Annotated in this window: 7 protein-coding genes; 2 read left to right on the top strand and 5 right to left on the bottom strand. The window is 76.7% G+C overall.

The genetic code is table 11. The annotated features are described in order from the left end of the window. Positions 1-16 precede the first annotated feature (16 nt). A complete protein-coding gene (locus tag IF01_RS0127320) occupies positions 17-2,611 on the bottom strand; it encodes a right-handed parallel beta-helix repeat-containing protein (RefSeq protein ID WP_030396208.1) in 2,595 nt (864 codons plus the stop codon). After that, on the bottom strand, positions 2,611-11,052 hold the full coding sequence (locus tag IF01_RS0127325; protein WP_157855363.1) for a putative T7SS-secreted protein: 8,442 nt from the start codon (positions 11,050-11,052) through the stop codon (positions 2,611-2,613). Before IF01_RS0127325 ends, IF01_RS0127320 begins: the two co-directional genes overlap by 1 nt. A gap of 255 nt (positions 11,053-11,307) precedes the next feature. On the opposite strand from IF01_RS0127325, the gene IF01_RS0127330 reads away from it, so the two are divergent. Further along, positions 11,308-12,090 (top strand): hypothetical protein, encoded by a 783-nt coding sequence (locus IF01_RS0127330; protein ID WP_030396210.1) that lies wholly within the window; start codon positions 11,308-11,310, stop codon positions 12,088-12,090. Positions 12,091-12,161: 71 nt separating this feature from the next. Beyond that, on the top strand, positions 12,162-12,464 hold the full coding sequence (locus tag IF01_RS0127335; RefSeq protein WP_030396211.1) for a WXG100 family type VII secretion target: 303 nt from the start codon (positions 12,162-12,164) through the stop codon (positions 12,462-12,464). Positions 12,465-12,550: 86 nt separating this feature from the next. Here the strand turns inward: IF01_RS0127335 and IF01_RS0127340 are convergent, their stop codons facing one another. The 3 genes from IF01_RS0127340 to IF01_RS0127355 form a co-directional block, all read right to left on the bottom strand. Continuing rightward, on the bottom strand, positions 12,551-17,410 hold the full coding sequence (locus IF01_RS0127340) for an FtsK/SpoIIIE domain-containing protein (RefSeq protein ID WP_037781292.1): 4,860 nt from the start codon (positions 17,408-17,410) through the stop codon (positions 12,551-12,553). A gap of 92 nt (positions 17,411-17,502) precedes the next feature. Further along, entirely contained in the window at positions 17,503-19,284 is a 1,782-nt protein-coding gene (locus tag IF01_RS48530; protein ID WP_051756302.1) for a hypothetical protein, read from the bottom strand. Beyond that, positions 19,281-19,829 carry a sigma-70 family RNA polymerase sigma factor gene (locus tag IF01_RS0127355; RefSeq protein ID WP_051742603.1) on the bottom strand — a complete coding sequence of 183 codons (549 nt, stop codon included), beginning with the start codon at positions 19,827-19,829 and terminating at the stop codon, positions 19,281-19,283. Before IF01_RS0127355 ends, IF01_RS48530 begins: the two co-directional genes overlap by 4 nt. Between the last annotated feature and the right edge of the window lie 162 nt (positions 19,830-19,991).

A 19,991-nucleotide genomic window follows, 5' to 3' on the forward strand; every position in this document is an offset into this window, starting at 1 on the left:
GGATCAACCCCGCCGGTCAGCCGAGGACGGGGGCGGGAAGGTCCGCGGGTTCGAGCGTGGAGAGCTGGTCGGGGGTGGGGGTGACGGCCTCGGCCATCCGCTGGGCCTGGCGTTCGGTCATCTCCTGGAAGGTCTGGCGGGCCGAGCGGCCGTTGCCGAAGCCGGCGCCGCGCGGGAGCGTCTCGAAGTGGTGCAGCAGCCGCAGGCGCGCCGGACCGGTCAGCTCGTAGCGGTGCTCGCGCGCCTGGTGCTCGACGATGGCCACCAGGTCGGCGGCGGAGTAGTCCTCGAAGAGCAGGGTGCGGGTGAAGCGGGAGGAGAGGCCGGGGTTGGAGCCGACGAAGCGGGCCATGTCGGCCGGGTAGCCGGCGGCGATCACCACGACGTCGTCGCGGTGGTCCTCCATCAGCTTGACCAGGGTCGCCACCGCCTCCAGACCGAAGTCGTGGCCGCCGGACTCGGGGACCAGCGAGTATGCCTCGTCGATGAACAGGACGCCGCCGAGCGCCCGGTTGAAGGCGGCCGCCGTGCGCGGGCCGGTGTGGCCGACGTACTCGCCGACCAGCGCGCTGCGGTCGACCTCGACCAGGTGGCCGCGGCGCAGCAGGCCGAGGGCCTTGAGCAGGCGGCCGTAGAGGCGGGCGACGGTGGTCTTGCCGGTGCCGGGGTTGCCGGCGAAGACGAGGTGGCGGCTGAGCGGCGGCGCGGGCAGGCCGGCCTCCTCGCGCAGCCGGACGGCCTGCATCAGCTTCACCATCGACTGGACGTCGTGCTTGACCCGGTCCAGGCCGACCAGGGTGGCGAGTTCGGCCAGCAGGTCGTCCAGGTGCTCCTCCTCGGGCTCCGCCGTGGGGAGTTCGGCGGGCGCCGAGGCGGGCGGGAGGGGGACGGCCGGCACGGCAGGTGTGCCGGGCAGAACGGGTGCGCCGGGCAGGACGGGCGCGGCGGGCGCGGCGGGCGGCTGGAGTGCCCCGACGAAGGCCAGCGGCACGCCGTCGACGTCGCACTGCTCCAGGACGGGGGCCGCCGACCCGTCGCCGCCGAACGCGGCCGGGCAGTCCAGTACCCGGCAGCGGCGCAGCCTCGGCGCGGCGCCGGCCGCCAGGTGCAGGGCGGGCAGCCTGGTCCCGACCAGGTCGCAGGAGGTCAGCAGGCCGCCCGCGCCCTCGGCGAAGTACACGCCGTTGCGGCCGGTGCCGTCGATCCGCAGGCCAGTGATCACCGGGCGGGCGCCGGTCCAGACGACGACGCCGGAGCCGCTGCCGCCCTCGACCGAGCCGCCCTCCACGGTGGCCTCGGAGCCGGAGTCGAGCAGGAGTCCGGCGGCGCCGGAGCCGGTGACCCGGTTGCCGGTCAGCACGGCGCGGCCGCCCGCGGAGACCTCCAGGCCGGCCCGGGCGGCTCCGACGACCGTGCTGCGGTCGATCCGGGTGCCGGCCGGGGAGGCGACGGCGACGCCGGTGTGCGCGGTGTCGATCCGGCAGCCGGTGACGGTGGCCCGGGCCTCGTCGGTGACGGCGACGCCGGTCAGGGCGATCTCGCCGACGGTGCTGTCGGTGAGGCCCAGCACCGCCGAGCCCGCCACGTGGAAGCCGTGCTCGGCGCCCCGGCGGACCCGGCAGTCGGTGAACGCGGCCTCGGCCCGGTCGGAGATGTGGACCGCGCTGAACCCGCAGTCCTCCAGCCGGCAGTCGGTGAGCCGGGCGCGCGCCGTGCCGGTGGCGAGCAGCCCGTTGGCGCCCGGGGCGGTGACGGTGCAGCCGTCGGCGGTCAGCCGGGCCGAGTCCTGGAGCACCAGGGCGCTGGCGGCGGGGCGCAGCACCCGGGTGTCGGTCAGGTCGGCGTGGGAGTCGCCGCCGAGGTGGAGGCCGGCGGTCCCGGGCGTCTCGATCCGGGTGGTGGTGACCAGGGCGTGGGCGGTGTCCTCCAGCAGCAGCCCGGCGCGGCCGGGCGAGGTCAGCCGGGACTCGGTCATCCGCAGCCGGGACCTGCCGCGCAGCCGGATGCCCGAGCCGGTGGTGGATTCCAGGCGCAGGCCGGTGACGTCCAGCCGGGCGGTGCCGGCGAGCACCGCGCCCACCCCGTCGATGTCGGTGACGGTGGTGGACTCGATCCGGACCCGGGCGCCGCCGGACAGGCGCAGGGCGGCGTGCCGGGCGCCGGTCAGGCGGCAGTCGCGCAGCAGGACGGCGGAGGTCCCCTCCTCGCCCTCGCGGAAGTCCCCCGGTTCGGCGCCCTCCGGCCCGCGGACCTCGATCCGGCCGCCGGTGACGGTGCAGCGGTCGAGGACGAGGCCGGCCCCGGCGGTGACGGTGACGGCCGGGTCCCCGGGGTCGGCGCCCTCCAGGTCGAGGCCCCGGAGCAGGCAGTCGGGGCCGAGGACGCGGAGCGCCGGGGCGCCGCCCGGCGGGGCGGCGAGCACCACCGTCCCGGGGCCCTGCTCGGCGACCAGGACGACCCGGCGGGCCAGTTCCAGCGACTCCTGATAGCGGCCGGGCGCGACGACCACGGTGTCGCCGGGCTGCGCGGCCTTCAGGGCGTCGGCGACGAGGCGGTGGGCGCCGCGGCCGCGCGGGCCGACGGCGTGGGTCCGGGTGGTCCGGTGGGGCATCAGGGCTGCTGTCCTTGCTTCGTTACGGGGGCGGGCGCGGGGGCGGGCAGGGGCGCCCGGTACCAGGCGGGGTCGATGCTCGCCCGGTAGGCGTTGGTCAGCCAGAGCGAGGTGACCGTCTTCTCGAAGATCTTGAACGGGAGCTGGAGCCAGAACTCGGCGAAGCCCTGGCGGTGGAAGAGGCGGCTGCCGCCGCCGGCGATGATCGCGTTCTTGGCGAGCGCCGCGCTGCTCGCGGTGGTGAGGCCGGCCAGGCCGGCGATGCCGCCGTCCAGGAAGGCGTCCATGCCGCTGAGCACATGGGTCTTGCCGTCGGCGCCGGTGACGCCCCAGACGGAGGCGTTCATCGCGCCGTTGACCCAGCCGACGACGCCGCCGAGCGCCGCGTTGTAGAAGAAGTCGTAGGTACCGCCGCGCCAGCGGGTCGGGGTCTCGTTGCCCGCCCACTCGTTGGCCCAGTGCTTGTCGTGGTTGTTGGGGTGGCGCAGCTCGTGCTTGCCGCCGTCGACGTTGCCGAGCACCGACTTGGGGCCGCCGACCGCGCTGCCGCGCAGTTCGTGCATGCCGGTGGAGACGAGGCTCTTGACGCCCGCCCCGACCGCCGCGTTGGCGAAGGACTTGAGCACGTCCTTGCCGGTGAAGGGCTTGTTGTTGGCGGCGGCGACGATGCCGTTGACGGCCAGGTTGGCGCCGAACTCCAGGACGAACTCCTGGCCGAACTCCAGCGCGACCTTCTTCGCCAGCACCTTCCAGTACGGCTGGTAGAGGGCCTCGCCGAGCGGGACGACGCCGTTGTGCGCGGCCGGCAGTCCGGGGACGCCGGCGAGGGCGTTCTGCATCCGCGGCACCCGCACCTCGACCGAGTCGCCCCAGGGCAGCCGGTTGGCCTCGCGGACCCGTCGGCCGAAGCCGCGGATCTCGGTGAGCGGGCCGCGGAAGTCGTACTCGTTGCCGGTGACCCGCAGGTTGCCGCCGGGCCCGGTCTCCCAGACCAGGCCGCTGTCGGTGCGCTGGGCGATGATCCGCTGGTGCTGGTCGTAGCGGCGCCACTGGCCGCGCCAGGCGTCCTTCTCCAGGAAGGTGCCGTCGCCGAGCGGCTTGCGCTCCCGGACCACCGAGCCGTGGTCGAACTCCTTCCAACTCCCGGCCGGGTGCGGGGCGTTGCCGCCGGGCACGTACTGGCGCACCCGCAGCGGGCCCTCGCCGAGCGCGAGGTGCGGGGGGACCTCGCGCAGGGTGAGGGCGGGGCCGCCGGCGGCCGGACGGAACTCGTCGCGGAAGTGCCGGGTGCGGGCCGTCCAGTCGTCCTGCCAGGCCCGGGTGTCGGCGTTCCACCAGCGGCGCACCTGCTGCCCGGCGCCGAAGTCGACGGCCGTGCCGTTCGCCTCGTACTTGGCGGTGTGCCAGTGCTGCCCGCCGCCGGGCGGGGCCGCGCCCCGCCAGGAGTCGACCCAGCGGCCGCCGTCCAGCATGTTGCGCTCGCGGAGCAGGGCGCCGCCCGCGTCGAAGTCCCGGAAGGAGTCGTCCCAGGGCAGCCGGGGGTCGTCGGAGCCGCGGAAGGACTCGCGGCGGCCGGTGGTGCGGTTGCCGAGGTGGTCGGTGGCGGTCCAGGTCCACCGCCCGGAGTCGGGGCGGCCGGTGCCGGTGACCTCGATCCGGTTGCCCTGGGGGTCCTGCCAGATGTCGTGGCTGCCGGTCAGGTTGCCGTGCGCGTCCCGCTGGACCCAGGCGTGGGTGCCCCGGCCCTGGACGTTGCCGGTCGCCGGGTCCACCTGGGGCGGCACCCGGTACTCGCGGACCGAGCCGTCCGCGAAGCCCTCCCGGGCGACCTGCCAGTTGGCGCCGCCGTCCGGGCTGAACCGGTCCTGCCACACGGGGTGGTCGCGGCCGGCCCCGGCGGGCGGGACCAGCTCGGCCCGGTAGCCGCGGCGGCCGGGCTCCTCCCAGGGCAGGTGCGCCGGGTTGGTGGGCGGGTGCGCGGGCGGGTTGGCGTGGTCGCCGACCTTGAGCGTGGTGCCGCCGTGCAGCTTCCCGGTGGAGCGGACGAAGCGGCCGTCGGCGCCGAGGTCGACCGCCGCGCCGTCCATGCCGACGTAGCGGACGCCGCCGCCGGGGTTGACTCCGCCCGCCTTGTCCCACAGGAAGACCTGGTAGCGGGTGTCGTCCGCGAGGTGCGCGGCGACGCCCTGCGGCCCGCCGGCGCCCACCAGGTGCCGGCGCACCCATACCGGCGGACGTTGCTCGGACCAGCGGCTGGTGGTCAGCACGGCGTTGTCGGTGGCGAGGACCTCGCGCTTGCCGACCTCCTTGCCGTGCGGGGAGTGCCGCTCCCAGGTCTGCCGCACGCCGCCGCCCTGCCAGGTGTGCTCCAGGAACTGGCCGGCCTTGCCCGGGCCGTGGCCCATCCCCCACTGCTTCTGGACCAGGGTGCCGTCGGCCAGCCGGTCGGTCCAGCCGGCGTCCCGGTGCTGGGTGCGCGGGCCGTGGGCGAGTTCCTGGCCGGCGCCGTCGAAGCGGTGCCAGGTCCAGCTGCGGTCGGCGTTGCGGACGGCGAAGGTGTGGCCGGTGACGCCGCCGGTCTTCTGCAGCCCGTCCCGGTACTCGTGCACGGGGTTGCCGCGGTGGTCGAGGTCCCGCCAGCCGAAGCCGGAGGTGTCGTAGCGCCGGGTGCCGTGCGCGCCGAGGCCGCCGGCGGCGTCCCACTGCGTCCAGACCGTGCGGCGGTCGAGGTCGCCGAACAGCAGGGTGTCGGTGCGGCGGAAGGAGTCCAGCAGGCCGCCGCCGGGCAGCACCCGGCGTTCGAACACCTCGACGGGCGTGTAGGTGGAGGAGATCAGCCGGATCCGGTTGCCGCCGCCGAGGGTCTCCACCCGGCCGTGGTGGAAGGCGCCGGTGCCGGCGGGCGGCGGGGCGGCGGCCGCCGGGTGCGGCTGCCTGCTCCAGGTCGCGCCGGCCGCCGGGGTGTGGTCGACGACGTACTGGTGGTCGGTGCGCCGCCCGCCGTCGACGACGTTGAAGCCCTGCTGGGTGATCCGTCCGTCCCCCGGCGCGTGGGCGGTGAACTCGCCGTGCCGCGGGCCGTTCGGCCGGTCGACGGAGACCTGGAGGCCGCCGTCGGCGCGGACGGTGACGGTCCGTTCGGGGACCCGAAGGCCGGCCGCGTCCTCCAGGTGGCCCGGGAGCGCGGCGCCGCCGGGGCCGGGCGGCGGCAGGACGGCGAAGGTCCGGTCCGGATTGCCGTCGGGGCCGCGCAGCGCGGTGCCGGTCTCCAGCCGGCCGCCGTCGGCGCCGTAGCGGACGAAGCCGTTGTCGGCGGCCGCGTCGGTGACCTGGAAGCCGCCTCCCGGCCGGTCGGCGGCGGTGAGGTTCGGCACCGGCGTGCCGGTGGCGTCCAGGACCTCCAGGGTGCGCGGGCCGCCGGGCGGGGTGTGGACCACCACCCACTGGTCGAGCGCGCCGCCGCCCGGCGCGTGCAGCCGGGCGGCGTCGTCGGTGAGGCGTCCGGCGTCGTCGAAGACCCGGTAGGAGCCGCCCGGCGCGGTGACCCGCAGACCGGCGCCGTCGGCGGTGACCACCCGGGTGGCGTCCGGCTGGAAGGCGGCGTCCAGCCAGGCCGGCTGCCCGGCGGGCGCCGGGTGGCCGGGCGCGGGCACCGGTCGCTCCAGGTGGCCCACCACGGTGCCGTTGCCGTTGAGCAGTTGCCGACCGCCGGCGGTCGGCGTGCCGTCGGCGGCGAACCGCTCGTACGGGACGCCGCCGCCCGGGACGGCGGGCGCGCCCTCGATCCGGAACCCGCCGCCGGGGTGCGCCACCACGCGCTCGGGCAGCACGGCCCCGGCCGCGTCGGTGAGCGCGTGCCCGCCGCCGCCCTGCGGGACGACGAAGCGGCCGCCGCGCACCCCGGCACCGTCGGCCAGCGCGACCCCGCTCTCCACGACGGCGCCCTGGGCCGTGTACCGCGTCGACACACCGGACACCGGGTCCGTGACCCGCCAGCCACCGCCGGCCAGGCCCTCGCCGGACAGACCTGTCGGTCCGCCCGTCACGTCGGTCACCCGCGGCGGGTTGCCCTCCAGGAACCGGGCACCGCGCACCCCGGCACCGTCGGCCAGCGCGACCCCGCTCTCCACGACGGCGCCCTGGGCCGTGTACCGCGTGGACACCCCCGACACCGGATCGGTGACGCGCCAGCCACCGCCGGCCAGGCCCTCGCCCGACAGACCCGGCACCGCCGCACCCGTCGTGTCGGTCACCCGCGACGGCGCTCCCTCCAGGAACCGCGCACCTCGCACCCCCGCCCCGTCCGCCAGCGCCACACCGTGCTCGACGACGGCGCCCTGCGCCGTGTACCGCGTCGACACCCCCGACGCCGCGTCCGTGACGCGCCAGCCGCCGCCCGCCAGGCCCTCGCCCGACAGACCCGGCACCGCCGCACCCGACACGTCCGTCACCCGCGGCGGGTTCCCCTCCAGGAACCGCGCACCTCGCACCCCCGCCCCGTCCGCCAGCGCCACACCGCGCTCCACCTGGAGACCGTCCGCGCCGAAGCGCACCGAGCCGCCCGACACCGCGTCCGTGACCCGGACCCCGCCGCCCGCGACGCCCACCGCCGTGGAACCCGGCAGCACCGCCCCCGCCACGTCCGTCACCACGAACCCGCCGCCCTGCCGGGTCGCGAAGCGGTGGCCGCGCAGGCCCGCGGCATCGCCCAGGGCCAGGCCCTCGGCGCGGAAGGCCCCGCCGTGGTCGAACAGCGCCGAGCGGCCGGTGGCCGGGTCGGTGACCCGCAGGCCGGCGCCGCCGGGCAGTTCGGTGAGGGTGTGGCCGCCGCCGGACAGCGAGCGGGTGACCGTCCCGTTGTCGTGCCCGAGCAGCAGGACCGGGCCGAACGGCGTGCCGTCGCCGCGGAGCAGCGGACGGCCCTCCTCGACCAGCCCGCCGGCGTGGTCGAAGCCCCGGTGGCCGCCGGTGGCGGGGTCGCGCAGGTCGAAGCCGCCGCCGGGACGCGGGGCGGCCTGGAGGCCGGTCGCGCCGTTGGGGTCGAGCACCCGGTGGGTGGCCGCGCCCTGGGCATCGAAGTCGGTGTGCACCCGGAGGCCGGCCGGGGTGCCGTCGAGGCCGGTGAGCGGCAGGTCCTCGGCGACCAGGCGGCCGTTGCCGTCGTACGAGTGGGTGGTGCCGAGCCGGGTGTCGTGCAGGTCGAAGCCGCCGCCGGGACGGGGCGTCGGCTGCAGCATCGGGTCGGGCACGTGGTGGGAGTCGAGCACCCGGTGGACGGTCCCGTTCGGGGTGACGGTGGACTCGACCCGCAGGCCGTTGGGGCCCGCCGTGCCCTGGTCGGCGAGGGCGAGCACGACGGGCTGCGGCGCGGGCGGCTGCGGCTGGACGTGCTGTGCCTGGATGTGCTGTGCCTGGATGTGCTGCACCGGCGGCGGCGCCTGGACGTGCTGCGGGGGCTGGACAGCCTGGGCCGGCCCGTGCTGCGGAGCCGGGTGCGGCGCGAGCTGGGGCTGCTGGCCGACGTGCGGCGGCACCCCGCCGCCGCCGTCCGAGCCGCCGAGCAGCCGGGGGCGCTCGCGGAGGCTGTCGGCCGTCAGCGCGGCCAGGTCGCGGTCCATCCGGGCGGGGTCGATCCCCAGGCCGGTGACCCGGTCGAGGGCCGCGTCGACCTTGAGCGCGGCCGCGTCCACCGACGCCTGGGCGTGGATCACCACCGGGCTGGGCCGGGAACCGCCGCCGGGACGCGCGTGGAGGTCGGACAGCAGGCGCTCGGCCCGGCCGAGGTCGTGCCGGGCGAGGGTGAGGTCGGCCCAGGCGTCCAGCCGGGCGCCGCGGCCGGGGTCGTCGCTCGCGCCGAACAGCCCGGCCACCCGGTCGCCCTGCTCGCGCCAGAGCCGGTCCAGCTGGGCACCGGTCAGCCGCTCGGGGCCGGTCAGCCGCTCGGGACCGCCGTGTCCACCGTGTCCGCCGGTCGCGGGCACGGTCGGCAGGTCGTGCGCCGACCCGGCGGCCGGGTGCGCCGGCCCGACCGGCGGCAGCGGCGCGGCCGGACCCTGGACCAGCGGCGCGGCCGGCGGCAGCGGCGTCGGTGTCGGTGTCGGCGTCGAACCGAGGACGGCGGGCGGCAGCGGGGCGGGCGCAGCCGGGACCGGACCCGCGAGTCCCTGGACCGACCCGTGCCCGGGGCCGGGCTGGAGCAGGCCGAGCGCCTCGTCCACCCGGCCGAGACCGCCGTGCGCCCCGGCCCCGACGCCTCCGAGGTCCGTGACGCCGCCGGGGCCGGGTACGCCGACGAGGGCGGTGGGCGGGGTGACGGCGTGCACCGACGGCAGCACCGGCGCCGGGGTCGCGGCGACCCGGGGCGCCGCGAACTCCCCCAGGTGCAGGTTGACCTGGCTGGCCGCCAGGGCGCGGGTGCTGTGGTCGCCGAGGTTCCCGCCCGCGGTGAAGACGGGGGCGTCGGCCCGGTTCAGCGGGGAGCCGGTGGCCAGCAGGTCGAGGGCGCCGTTCAGGTGCGCGCCGTGCCCGGCCGTGCCGAGGCCGGGCACGGTCACGGCGCCCGTCACGGTCGACGGCAGGCCCGCGCCGCCGCCGTGCAGTGCGGCGGTCGGGAGCGTGCCGGTGGTCAGGTGCGGGACGGCGACGGCGGACGGGGTGAGCAGGTCGGCCGTGTGGACGGCCGGGGCCGCCGGGGAGGCGGTGTGCAGCGCGCCGGTGCCGAGGGCGGTCGGCGCGCCGCCGGCCTGGTGCAGGGCGAGGGCCTGGGTCTGGAGGTTCGGGGCGTGGGCGGTGGCGGGGCCGCCGGCGGTGAGGGTGTCGGCCAGGTGCACGGGGGCGGGGGTCGGGGCACCGGTGAGTCCGCCGATCCCGTGCAGGCCGCCGGGCGCGGCGCTGACGCCGAGTCCGGTCTCCACGTGCAGTCCGCCCGAGGTGACGACCGTGCCGCCGGTCCAGCTGCCGACCGGGTGCAGCTCGCGGACCGGAATGTCCAGCAGCGCGTCCAGCTTGCGGACGGCGTCCGGGGCGAGCGAGAGGCGGTCGGCGAGGTCGTTGTGCAGGCGGAAGTCGGACGGCCTGGTGTAGGAGAGACCGGAGCCGGACGGTTCCAGGTGCGGGATCTCCAGCCGACGCGGACCGGCCCAGTCGCCGACCCTGACCTTCGCCAGGTCGGTGCGGGAGAGGTCCACCAGGGCGTCGACCGTGTGCACCGGGGGCGGCACGGGGACGGCGGCCGCGGTCCGCCCGGCGGTGCCGAGCAGCGGGGCGCCGTACCGGAAGTTGCCGAGGACCCCGCGCTCCCAGAGGCCGATCCGCAGGGCGCCGCGCAGCCCGTAGCGACCGATCTCGGCCGCGTCGACGGGGAGCACCAGCCGCAGCCACTTGGCGCCGCCGAGCTGGGCGCGCGCGAAGTCCCAGGAGGCGGAGCCGAACCGGCCGAGGTTGGCCGGCAGACCGCGGACCAGGGCGGGCAGCCCCTTGACGCCGTTGACCACGGCGATCCCGCTGGCCCGGAAGGTGATCCCGGCGAAGTGCGGCAGCCGGGTGACCCCGTTCAGCACCCAGAGGCCGCCCGTCCTCACCCAGCCACCGGTCATCCGGGCGAGATCGGCGAGGCCCGGCAGGAAGGCGAAGGCGTGCGAGCCGCCGCCGGTGAAGACGCCGCGGAAGAAGCCGCCGATCGCCTGGGCGACGCCCTTGATCCCGGTCCAGGTGAACTTGGCCCCGGCGCTGATGAGTTTGAGCAGCGGCAGGCCCTTGGTGGTGGGGGCGATCATGCCCAGGCCGGACAGGAAGAGGTCCAGCGCGCTGGCCTTGCCCTGGGAGAAGTCGACCGCGGTCTTCACGAAGATCGCCAGGTTGACGCCGATGGCGATCAGCGCGATCGGCCCGCCGAAGATCAGCGCGGGCAGGATCAGCGCGATCGCCAGCCACTGGAAGGCCTCCCAGAACAGGTCGCAGTCGGAGACCGGCTGCTTGATCCCGCGGGCGGCGCTGCTGAGGGCCGAGCCGGCGGTGCGGCCGGCCTCGTCCTGGGCGGTGCCGGCCTGGCGGGCGGTGCTCGCCAGCTCGGTGCGCCGGGTGTCGTCCTGGGCCAGGCCGCGGCCCTGGGAGAGCGCGTTGTCGGCGCGCCACTGCTGGTCGCGGACCACTCCGGCGTAGGTGGTCAGGGCCCGCGCCGAGTTCTCGAAGCCGTCGGCCACCGACTGGACGAAGGCCCGCAGCGGCCCGCTGATCTTGTCCCGGAGGGCGTCCGCCGTCTGCCCGGTGAACGCGCCCTGGCCGGTCTTGTCGAGCACGGCGGCGAGCGCGTCGTCGATCTCCCGGGCGGTGCGGCCGAGGTCGGCCAGGGAGCGCTGCACCTCGTCGATCCGGTCCGGGTCCCCCGGTGTGGGGTCGGCGGACAGGCCGATCGCGTTCCAGTCGGTCGGACGCTGGGGCACCGTCGTCTCCTCCTCGTCCGTGGGCACGGCCCGGCCGCCGCGGCGCGCGGCACCTCTCGGGAGGACCACGTGCCGGGGTCCCGGGCGGTTCACGGCGGGCGGTTCACGGCTCCTGGCTCACGGCTCACGGCCCACGGCTCACGGCTCACGGCTCACGGCTCACGGCGGACGTCACATGGCCTCCGGTGAACCGCGGGGGCCGCCGGCACGTGGTCGACCGGGAACCGCGTGCCGATCCGACCGGAGGGAAATCCCGTGCCCGACTTCTCGATGGACTACGGCGTCCTGCACGAGGCCCGCAAGGACCTCCACAACCTGGCCGACCGGATCTCCCCGACCCTCCACGACAGCCTGTTCTCCCAGTACGGCTCGGGGAAGCTCGGCGACGCCCAGGCGGTGTTCGGCGACCCGAACGTCACCAACGGCTTCCGCAGCCTCTACCGGCTCTCCAAGGACCCGATGAACCGGGCCGTGGACCACCTCAAGCAGCTCGGCGACGTGTTCGGCGCGGTCGCCGACGGCTTCTTCGACGTGGACGCCCAGATCGCCGACGGCCTGGGCGTGATGGGCGCCAACATGGGGCTCGACCAGTGGCGCGACCGGCAGGCCGCCTGGGAGTACCGCAACGCCCACGCCGACCAGTGCCACCCCGGCGCGGACGGCACCGTGCCGGAGTTCTGCCGGGCCACCGACCCCGGCGCACCGCCCGTCGACCAGACCATCGACACCGCGAACGGCTCGGTGCACACCCACCTCACCCTGGACGCCGACCACAACGTGATCAAGGAGGAGACCACCGTCACCCACGACGGGCAGAGCTACACCTCCACCACCTCCTACTCCGACCACGGCCGCTCGTTCACCACCGACACCGTGTACGCGGACGGCACCAAGAACCACGCCGAGACGCATCTGCACGAGGACGGCAGCGGCGACATGACCGTCACCGACAACGACGGCACGGCCACCCAGTACCACCGCAACGGCCCCGGCCAGGAGTGGCAGCAGACCGGCGGCGGAAGCTCCCAGGACGACTGAGGGCGCCGCCCGAACCGGCCGGGACCCATGACCTCCCCGGCCGGCCATCCCCCCTTCGAAAGGACCGCGACATGCCCAACATCTCCCTCGACTTCGAGAAGATCGAGACCACCTCGGGCCAGCTCGACTCGGCGGCCGAGAACATCGTCCCGATGCTCAACGACCTGAAGAACAACGTGAACAACCTGCTCGGCGACGGCATGGTGTTCCAGCAGTCCAGCCCGGCGATGCAGGAGGCGTACGACAAGTTCAACACCAGCCTGCTGGCCGCGATGGAGGGCATCAAGGGCTTCGCGAAGCAGTTCCGCCAGATCAAGGACCAGATGCACCAGATGGACCAGGACATGGCGAGCAGCCTGCGCGAGAGCAGCTGACGCCGCCACCGAACGGGCCGGGGGCGGAGCGGCGCATGACGCCCGCTCCGCCCCCGGCCCCGCTCAGCCCTCGGCCCCGGCCCCGCTCAGTCCTCGGTGCGCAGCACGGTCAGCGGCACCTGCACGGCCATCGCCTCGCCACCGCGCCCGGTGGTCCAGCCGCGGCCCGCGACCGGGGTGGCCCGGATCAGGTGCACCGGCAGCCGGACCCCGATCATGTCGCCCTCCTGGAGGCTCTTCGGCCCCAGCAGCAGTCCCCGCCGGGCCCGCTTGGCCGCGCTGAGCCAGCTGCCCATCGCCACCTGGAGGGCGTCCGCCGACCCCGCGTAGAGCAGGCCGAGGCCGCGGTCCCGGCCGAAGGCGGCGACCTCCTTGAGCACCCGGTCGCAGGCGGGTGCCGCCAGCAGGTCCGCGTCGTCGACCACCACTACGCGGGGGCCGGTGAGTTCGTCCAGGGCGGCCTGCACGTCCTGCGCGGACGGGTCCGCGTCGGTCAGCACCCGGACCCCGGCGTGCCGGGCCAGCGCCCGCAGCGGGGAGTGGCGCGGCGCGAGGACGACCAGCCCGGTGCCGCCGGCGAGCAGGGAGACGGCGAGCGAGGCGAGCGCCGTGCTGCGCCCGGATCCGGGCGGGCCGAGCACCGCGAAGGCGGCGGCGGCCCCCGCGAGGTCCACCCCGACCGGTCCGGCGTCGTCGCCGCCGAGGCCGAGCAGGCCCCACAGCGGGCGGCGGGACTCCTCCGGGACGGCCGCGTAGGCCTCCGCGAAGTCCACCGAGCGGGGCAGCGCGGCGACCGGGAAGGGCCGCAGTCCGGCCGGCACCGCGCTGTCGCGGCGGGTGCTGTCCGCGCCGATCGCCGCCAGCGCCCTGGCCTGTTCCCGGCCGCCCGCGCCGGGGGCGAGCAGCGCGACCTGGGTCTCGGTGCCGCTGAGCGTGTGCCAGCCGCGGCCGGCCGGGATGCCGGCCGGCACCTTGCTCGGCGAGAGTCCGACCAACTGGTAGTCGTTGCGGTCGCCCTGGCGCAGCAGCAGCTTGTGGTCGTTGTGCGCGGCGAGCCGGCCGCCCAGCAGTGACCGCTCGGAGGTGGCGACGACATGGATGCCGGCCGCCGCGCCCTCCCGCAGCAGCCGGGTGACCAGGTCGGCGAGCCGGCCGTTGTCGTGGTCGTCCAGCAGCCCGGACAGCGCGTCCCAGCCGTCGATCAGCAGCAGCACGTGCGCGGGCCGCTCCGGCTTCGGCAGAGCGGCGCGCAGCTCGTTGAGCCCGGCCGCGTTCCGCTCGCTGCACAGCTCCTGACGTCGCGTCAGTTCGGCGGTGAGCCGGTGCAGCAGCCGTTCGAGCCGTTCCTGGTCGTGCCGGGAGACGACCGCCCCGCAGTGCGGCAGGGCGTTGAGGGCGGCCAGGCCGCCGCCCGCGGCGTCGATCCCGTACAGGTGGACGTCCGCGCAGGACGCCGCCCTGGCCACCGAGCCGGCCAGGGTGCGCAGGACCTGGGTGCGGCCGGACCGGGGGGCGCCGATCACGTACAGGTGGCCGAAGGAGGCCAGGTCGACGGTGGCGACCCGGCGCTGCTGGAGCTGGGGGACGTCCTCCAGCGCGTAGGGGACCACCGGGAGCGCCGCGTCCTCGGGGGGCGGCAGCAGCGCCGTCACCTCGTCGAGCAGCACCTCCTCGGGCAGTGCGGGGAGCCAGGGGCTGGGCTGCGGGGTGAAGTCGTCGAGGGCGGCGGCGGCCTCGCGGACGGCGGCGACCAGGGCCTGCAGGTCGGTGGGGACGGGCGCGGCGGGCGCGGCGGGGTCGCCCGCCGCGAGCGGCAGGGCGAGCGGGCGGCCGAGGCCGGTCCAGGACAGGGCGGCGGCGCGCACCGTCCCACGGGGCCGCTCGACGGCGGCCGCGCCGGCCGCGCCGGCCGGGTCGGGGCGGGCCGCACCGGCCCAGGCGCTCTGGAACGGCACCGTCGAGCGGTGCCCCAGCCGGACCAGGGCGCGCCCGGGCGCGGAGGCCGGGATGTGCACCGCCTCGGAGGTGTCGATGATGTCCTGGCTCTCGGAGGAGTCGGTGACCCGCAGCGCGATCCGCAGATTGGTGTTGGCGCGGATGTCGCTGGTGACCGCGCCCGAGGGCCGCTGGGTGGCGAGCACCAGGTGGATGCCGAGGGAACGGCCGCGCTGGGCGATCCCGATCAGCCCGGGGACGAAGTCGGGCACCTCGCGGACCAGGGTGGCGAACTCGTCGATCACCAGCAGCAGTCGCGGCAGCGGGGGCAGCGTCGGGTCCGCGACCCGCTTGGACCGGTACTCGGGGTGGTCCTTGGCCGCGACATCGGCCAGCAGCCTTTCCCGGCGCCGCAGTTCGGCGCCGAGCGACTCCAGGGCGCGCTCCACCAGGTGGGCGTCCAGGTCGGTCACCATACCGAGGTTGTGCGGGAGTTCGGCGCACTCTCGGAACGCCGAACCGCCCTTGTAGTCGACCAGGACGAAGGTGAGCTCGTCCGGGCGGTTGGCGGCGGCCAGCGAGGCCACGAAGGACTGGAGCAGCTCCGACTTGCCGGAGCCGGTGGTCCCGGCGACCAGAGCGTGCGGTCCGTCGCGGACCAGGTCGAGGGTGAGCGGGCCGTCGTAGCCCGTCCCGATCAGGAAGGACGTGGCGGCCGGGCGCCGGCGCCAGCGGGCCAGCAGGGCGGCGGGGTCCGGCGGTTCGAGCCGCAGCAGGTCCAGCAGCCGGACCAACTGCGGCAGACCGGCGTCGTGCTCGGGGCTGACGTCGCGGACCGGCGCGAGCGCCCTGGCCACCTGCTCGCACCAGTCGGCGTCGACCAGGTCGGCGCGCACGTCGGTGAGGTCGGGCGCGCCGGTGCGGCGGACGGTGAGGCGGTGCCCGGCGGCGAGGACGACGGTGCCGCACTCCTCGGGCAGCAGCCGCTCCTGGGCGTCGAGGCAGACGCTGAAGACCCGGACCCCGGGTCCTTCGGTGAGCACCTGCACCATGCCGGGCACGTCGCGCAGGTGCCGGGCCCCGTCCGCGATCACCAGGACGTCCGGTTCGTTGAACATCGCCTTGCCCATGGAGGAGCCGAGCACCCGCCGCCGGGCCTGGATCTGGGCGACCAGTTCGGAGATCCGGTTGGCGGTGGACTCCGGGTCGTTGCCGACGGCCACCACCGGTCCGGCCCCGCCGCCGGGCGGGCGCAGGTGCGGCAGCCACCGCACCCAGGCCCAGCCGTCGGCGCGCGAGCGGTCGGAGAGGACGACGACGCGCAGGTCCCGCGGGCTGTGCAGGACGGCGGACTGGGCGACCAGCCAGCGGGCCAGCGCCTGGACGGCGGGCCCGGTACCGGCCACCCCCACCACGCCGAACTCCGCGACCTCGATGCCGATCGGCACATCGGGGATGCTCCAGCGCACCAGGCGGTGGTTCTCGTCCCGCGCCGGGTCGTCGATCTCCTTCACCGACGGCTGGTCGACCGTGCCGATCCGCAGCACCAGGTGGTCGGGGTCGTGCCGGCGCCGCTCCCAGAGCCGGCCGCCGGGGCCGGTGGCGGTCAGCGCGACCGTCGCGGGGTCCGGCCCCGCCACTCCGCGCACCCGGCGCTCGCGGTCGGCGGCGGTCCGGACCTCCTGCTCCAGGACCCGGCGCCGGGCCTCGTAGCGGGCCACCGCGTCCTCGTGCTGCTTGCGGTTGCCGCGCCGTCCGACGATCCAGTTGGAGACGGCCATCAGCGGGCTGAAGAGGATGAAGACCAGGTAGAAGTACGACTGGAAGACCGCCACCATGACCATGCCGAGCACGACCGGGGCCAGCATCAGCAGCAGCGGGAAGGGCCGCCGGGAGGGGGCGACCGGCGGCAGCGGCAGCCGGATCCGCTCGGCGTCCAGGTGCGGGACGATCCGCGGCGGGCGGTTGTAGTCGACGCCGATGCCGTCGGCGGACGGCACCACGGCGGCGTCCGGCTCGACCGGCTCGACCAGGCGCAGCAGGGCGGCACCGACGGTGAGGTCGGCGCCCGGCGGCCAGGCGGTGCCGCCGTCGGCTCGGTGGGCGGCCGGACGCGGGTCGTTCCGGCCGGCGCGGCGGGCGGGGGCGGTGTCGCGCTCCCCGGTGCCGCGCTCCCCGGTGCCGCCGCGGTGGGTGCGGTCGGTGTGGGCGTTGCGGTCCTTGGCGGGCGGGCTCGGCGTGCGGAGCGCGACCGCCTCGTCTCCCTCGTCCGCGGGCGGGGTGCCGCCCCCGGGGGCGCCCGGGGCGGAGCCCTCGCCGTCGCTGTCGCCGTAGCCGTAGCCGTCAGTGTCGAAGTCGCTGTCGAAGTCGCTGTCGAAGCCGCGGTCGGCGTCGCTGCCCAGGGTGCTTCCGGGGCTCTTCGACCGGCCGGGGCCGACGGGAGCGCGGTGCCAACTCGCGGAGCCGTCCGGGCCGACGGTCAGCCAGAGGCCGCCCGCGGGCGCGCCGGCAGCCCGGAGGCGGACCGTGCAGGAGGGGTCGGTGCCGATCTCGTGGCTGCCGGGTCCGAGCCGCCAGACCCGCCCCGCTCCCGGACCGGACACGAGGTGCAGTTCCAGTTGGACGGGGTCGCCCGGGCGCCGGTCCGGCGCGCTGCTCCGGACCCGGTCGGGCTCGTCGGCGGGGGCGCCGAGGCCGAGCACGGCGCCCTCCCGCACTCCCGTCCCGGCGACGGCCGTCCCCGGGTCCAACCGCCGCGGCCCGAGGTGGAGTCCGCGCGGGGCGACGGCTCCCGTTCCGGCCAGGAAGGCTTCCACGTCGCCGCCGGAGGGACCGGGGCCGGGACCAGGACCGGGGCCGTAGCCGGGTCCGGCGGTCGCGACGGCCGCCGCGGGGTCGGGGTCCCGCCGGTCGAGCGCCGCCGCCAGCTCACCGACGGTCGCACCGGGAGGCAGGTCGAGGACGTGGTCACGGCGGTCGGTGCCGTCGGCGACGGTGACGGTCAGCTTCACCGGGTGGTCTCCAGGAGGTCGGGCAGGCGGGACTGGGCGGGCGGGTCGTCGGCCGGGGTGCCGGGGTGCCGGGGCACGGCCCGGTCGCGAGGTCAGCCGACGGGCCGGGGCGCGGGCAGCAGGGTGGTCCCGGAGGGACGGGCGGAGACACCGGCCGGGTGCCCGGCCGGTCCCGGCTCGGGCTCGGCGAAGTCGTCCTCGACGTCCGGCTCGGGCTCCGGTTCCGGCTCGGGCTCCGGTTCCGGGCTGAGGTTCGGTTTCGGGTTCGGCGGGGGCCAGGACGCCGCCTCCGGCGGGAGCCAGGACGCCGACTCCGCCTCCGCTTCCGGGAGGGGCTCCGGCCACTCTGCCGCCCCGGGCTCGGCCGGCTCGACCGGCTCCTGCTCCGGTTCCGGTCCACGCAGCAGCAGCCGCAGGGCCGTCGGGTCCGGCACCACCGGGCCGACCCGGAACTGCGGCGCTTCCGAACCGGATCCGCTCCCCTCGTCCGGCTCCGGATACACCGGTCCGACCCGGAACTGCAGCGGCACGAGCGCCAGCGACGTTCCGGTGCCGGGAAGTTCGCCGCCCGGACCGGACTCCTCCGACGGGTCCGACGGGTCGGAAGAGCCCCCGGGCGGTTCCTCGGACGGATCCGGATCCGTCGTCATCACCGTGGCCGACACGGACCCTGCCGTCGACTCCTCGGGCTCCTCGGGCTCCTCGGGCCCCTCCGGCTCCTCCGGCTCCTCCGCCCCGGGGGACTCCGAGGGCTCCTGCCGCTCCGGCGGCTCCTCCGCCTCCGGCAGCTCCTCCGGCTCCACCGGCACACCGCCCGGCTCCACCAGGTCGGAGTCGTCCAACTCCGCCGGTGCGAAGGCCGGGTAGGGCGGCAGGGCCCGAAGGATCCGGGCCGTGGCCCGGGCCAGTGCGACCGCCTCGACCCGCAGCGCCGTCCCGCGCAGCCGGAGGCCGTCGCGGTCGACCGTGACCAGCCGGGCCGAGCCCCGCGCACCGCCGAGCACCAGCAGCCGGGCGCCCGCCGCGGGGCGGAATCCCGCGGGGGGGACGGGACAGACGGCGAAGGCCGGCTCCCCGTCCGCCGCGACCCGGTCGGCCGCGGCGAGCGCCTCGGCCGGCGCCGGACCCGTGTGGCGCGCGTGCACGCCGTCGGCGACCGTGACGGCGCCCACCGGCAGCCGCGCGTCCAACTGCGCCGCCACCGCCTGGAGTACGGCGTGGGCGAGCGCCCGGTCGCCGCCGAACTCGGTCACGGCGGGTCCGGTCGCGAGGTCGAGCAGCACCGCGGCGGGGCCGTCGGTGCCGACCAGCGCCAGCAGTGGCGCCTGGCCGCGAGCCGCGGCTGTCGACCGCAGCTCGTCCCGGGCGGCCCACCAGAGCCGCGGGTCCGCCGTGTCCACCACCCACGGCTCGGGCGGGACCGGCGGCCGGCCCGGGCCGCAGGACACCAGCACACCGACGGTGTGCGCGCCGAGCAGCACGGCGTACGGGCGCGCCCCCGCCACCCGTCCGGCGTCGAGGACGGCCCGCTCGGCGTCGGCCCAGCCGGCCCGGTCGGCCAGCAGCAGCCGGACGGTGCGCAGTTGGCGCCCGTACCGCAGGCGAGCCGCGAACGGGGCGGCGAACGCGGCCGCTGTCGCCGCGAGTTCGCGGCGCAGCCGGCGCCGGAACGCCCGCCAGCCGCCCGCCCGGCGGGCGGTGAGGTGGGCGAGGACGGCGAGCAGCACCAGCACCCCGCCGATGCCGATCAGCGTTGTGGTGCCGGGCATCGCGGGCAGCAGGCCGGACGGCGGGAACGCCGCGACGGCGGCGGCGGAACGGACGGTTGCGACAGAGGAGGCTCCGGTCGCGGAACGGAGGGCGGCGACGGTCACGAGGCGACCGCGCCCCGGTCGACCAGGTGCCGGCGCAGCGACCGGACGCCGTGGTGGGTACGCGACTTGAGGGTCCCGACGGGTATCCCGACGGCGCGGGCGACCTCCGCGCCGGGGCGCCCGAGGAGATGGACGTGCACCACGGCCTCCTGGTGGATGCGGTCGAGCGAGCGGAGCGCGTCGACCAGCACCAGCCGGTCGAGGATCCGGTCGGACGGGTCGGCGGCGTCCGCCGCCACGGGGGCCGGGAAGCCCTCGACCGCGATGCCGACCGGCACCGCGCGGTTCTTGCGCCATTCGTCGATCAGCAGGCGCCGGGCGACCGTGAACAGCCACAGCCGGATCGGCCGGCTGTCCCAGTCCAGGGCCTCGGCGGCCTGCCAGGCCCGTAACATCGCCTCCTGGACGATGTCCTCCGCCCGGTGCGGATCGTTGTCGCTGAGCCCGCTGATGAAGCGGAACAGGACTTCGCGTTCGGCCAGCAGGAGTTCCGCCCACGGTGCGGCGGTCGGCCCCGACCGGGCCTCGTCGGCTGTCTGCGCCATGTTGGTGCCTTGCTCTCTCGCGGGACCGGTCCGGACGGTGCCGCGTCCTCGGGTGGATCACGGGTCCGTCCCCGGACGGCCGTCACCGTAGCGCCGCAGGGGAACGGGCGGCCGATCCTCCGGTGAACTCCGGGCCACCCCCGTCTTTCATGAGATGGACAC

Source organism: Kitasatospora purpeofusca (genome assembly GCF_000718025.1).
In the GTDB taxonomy this organism is placed as follows: domain Bacteria; phylum Actinomycetota; class Actinomycetes; order Streptomycetales; family Streptomycetaceae; genus Kitasatospora; species Kitasatospora purpeofusca.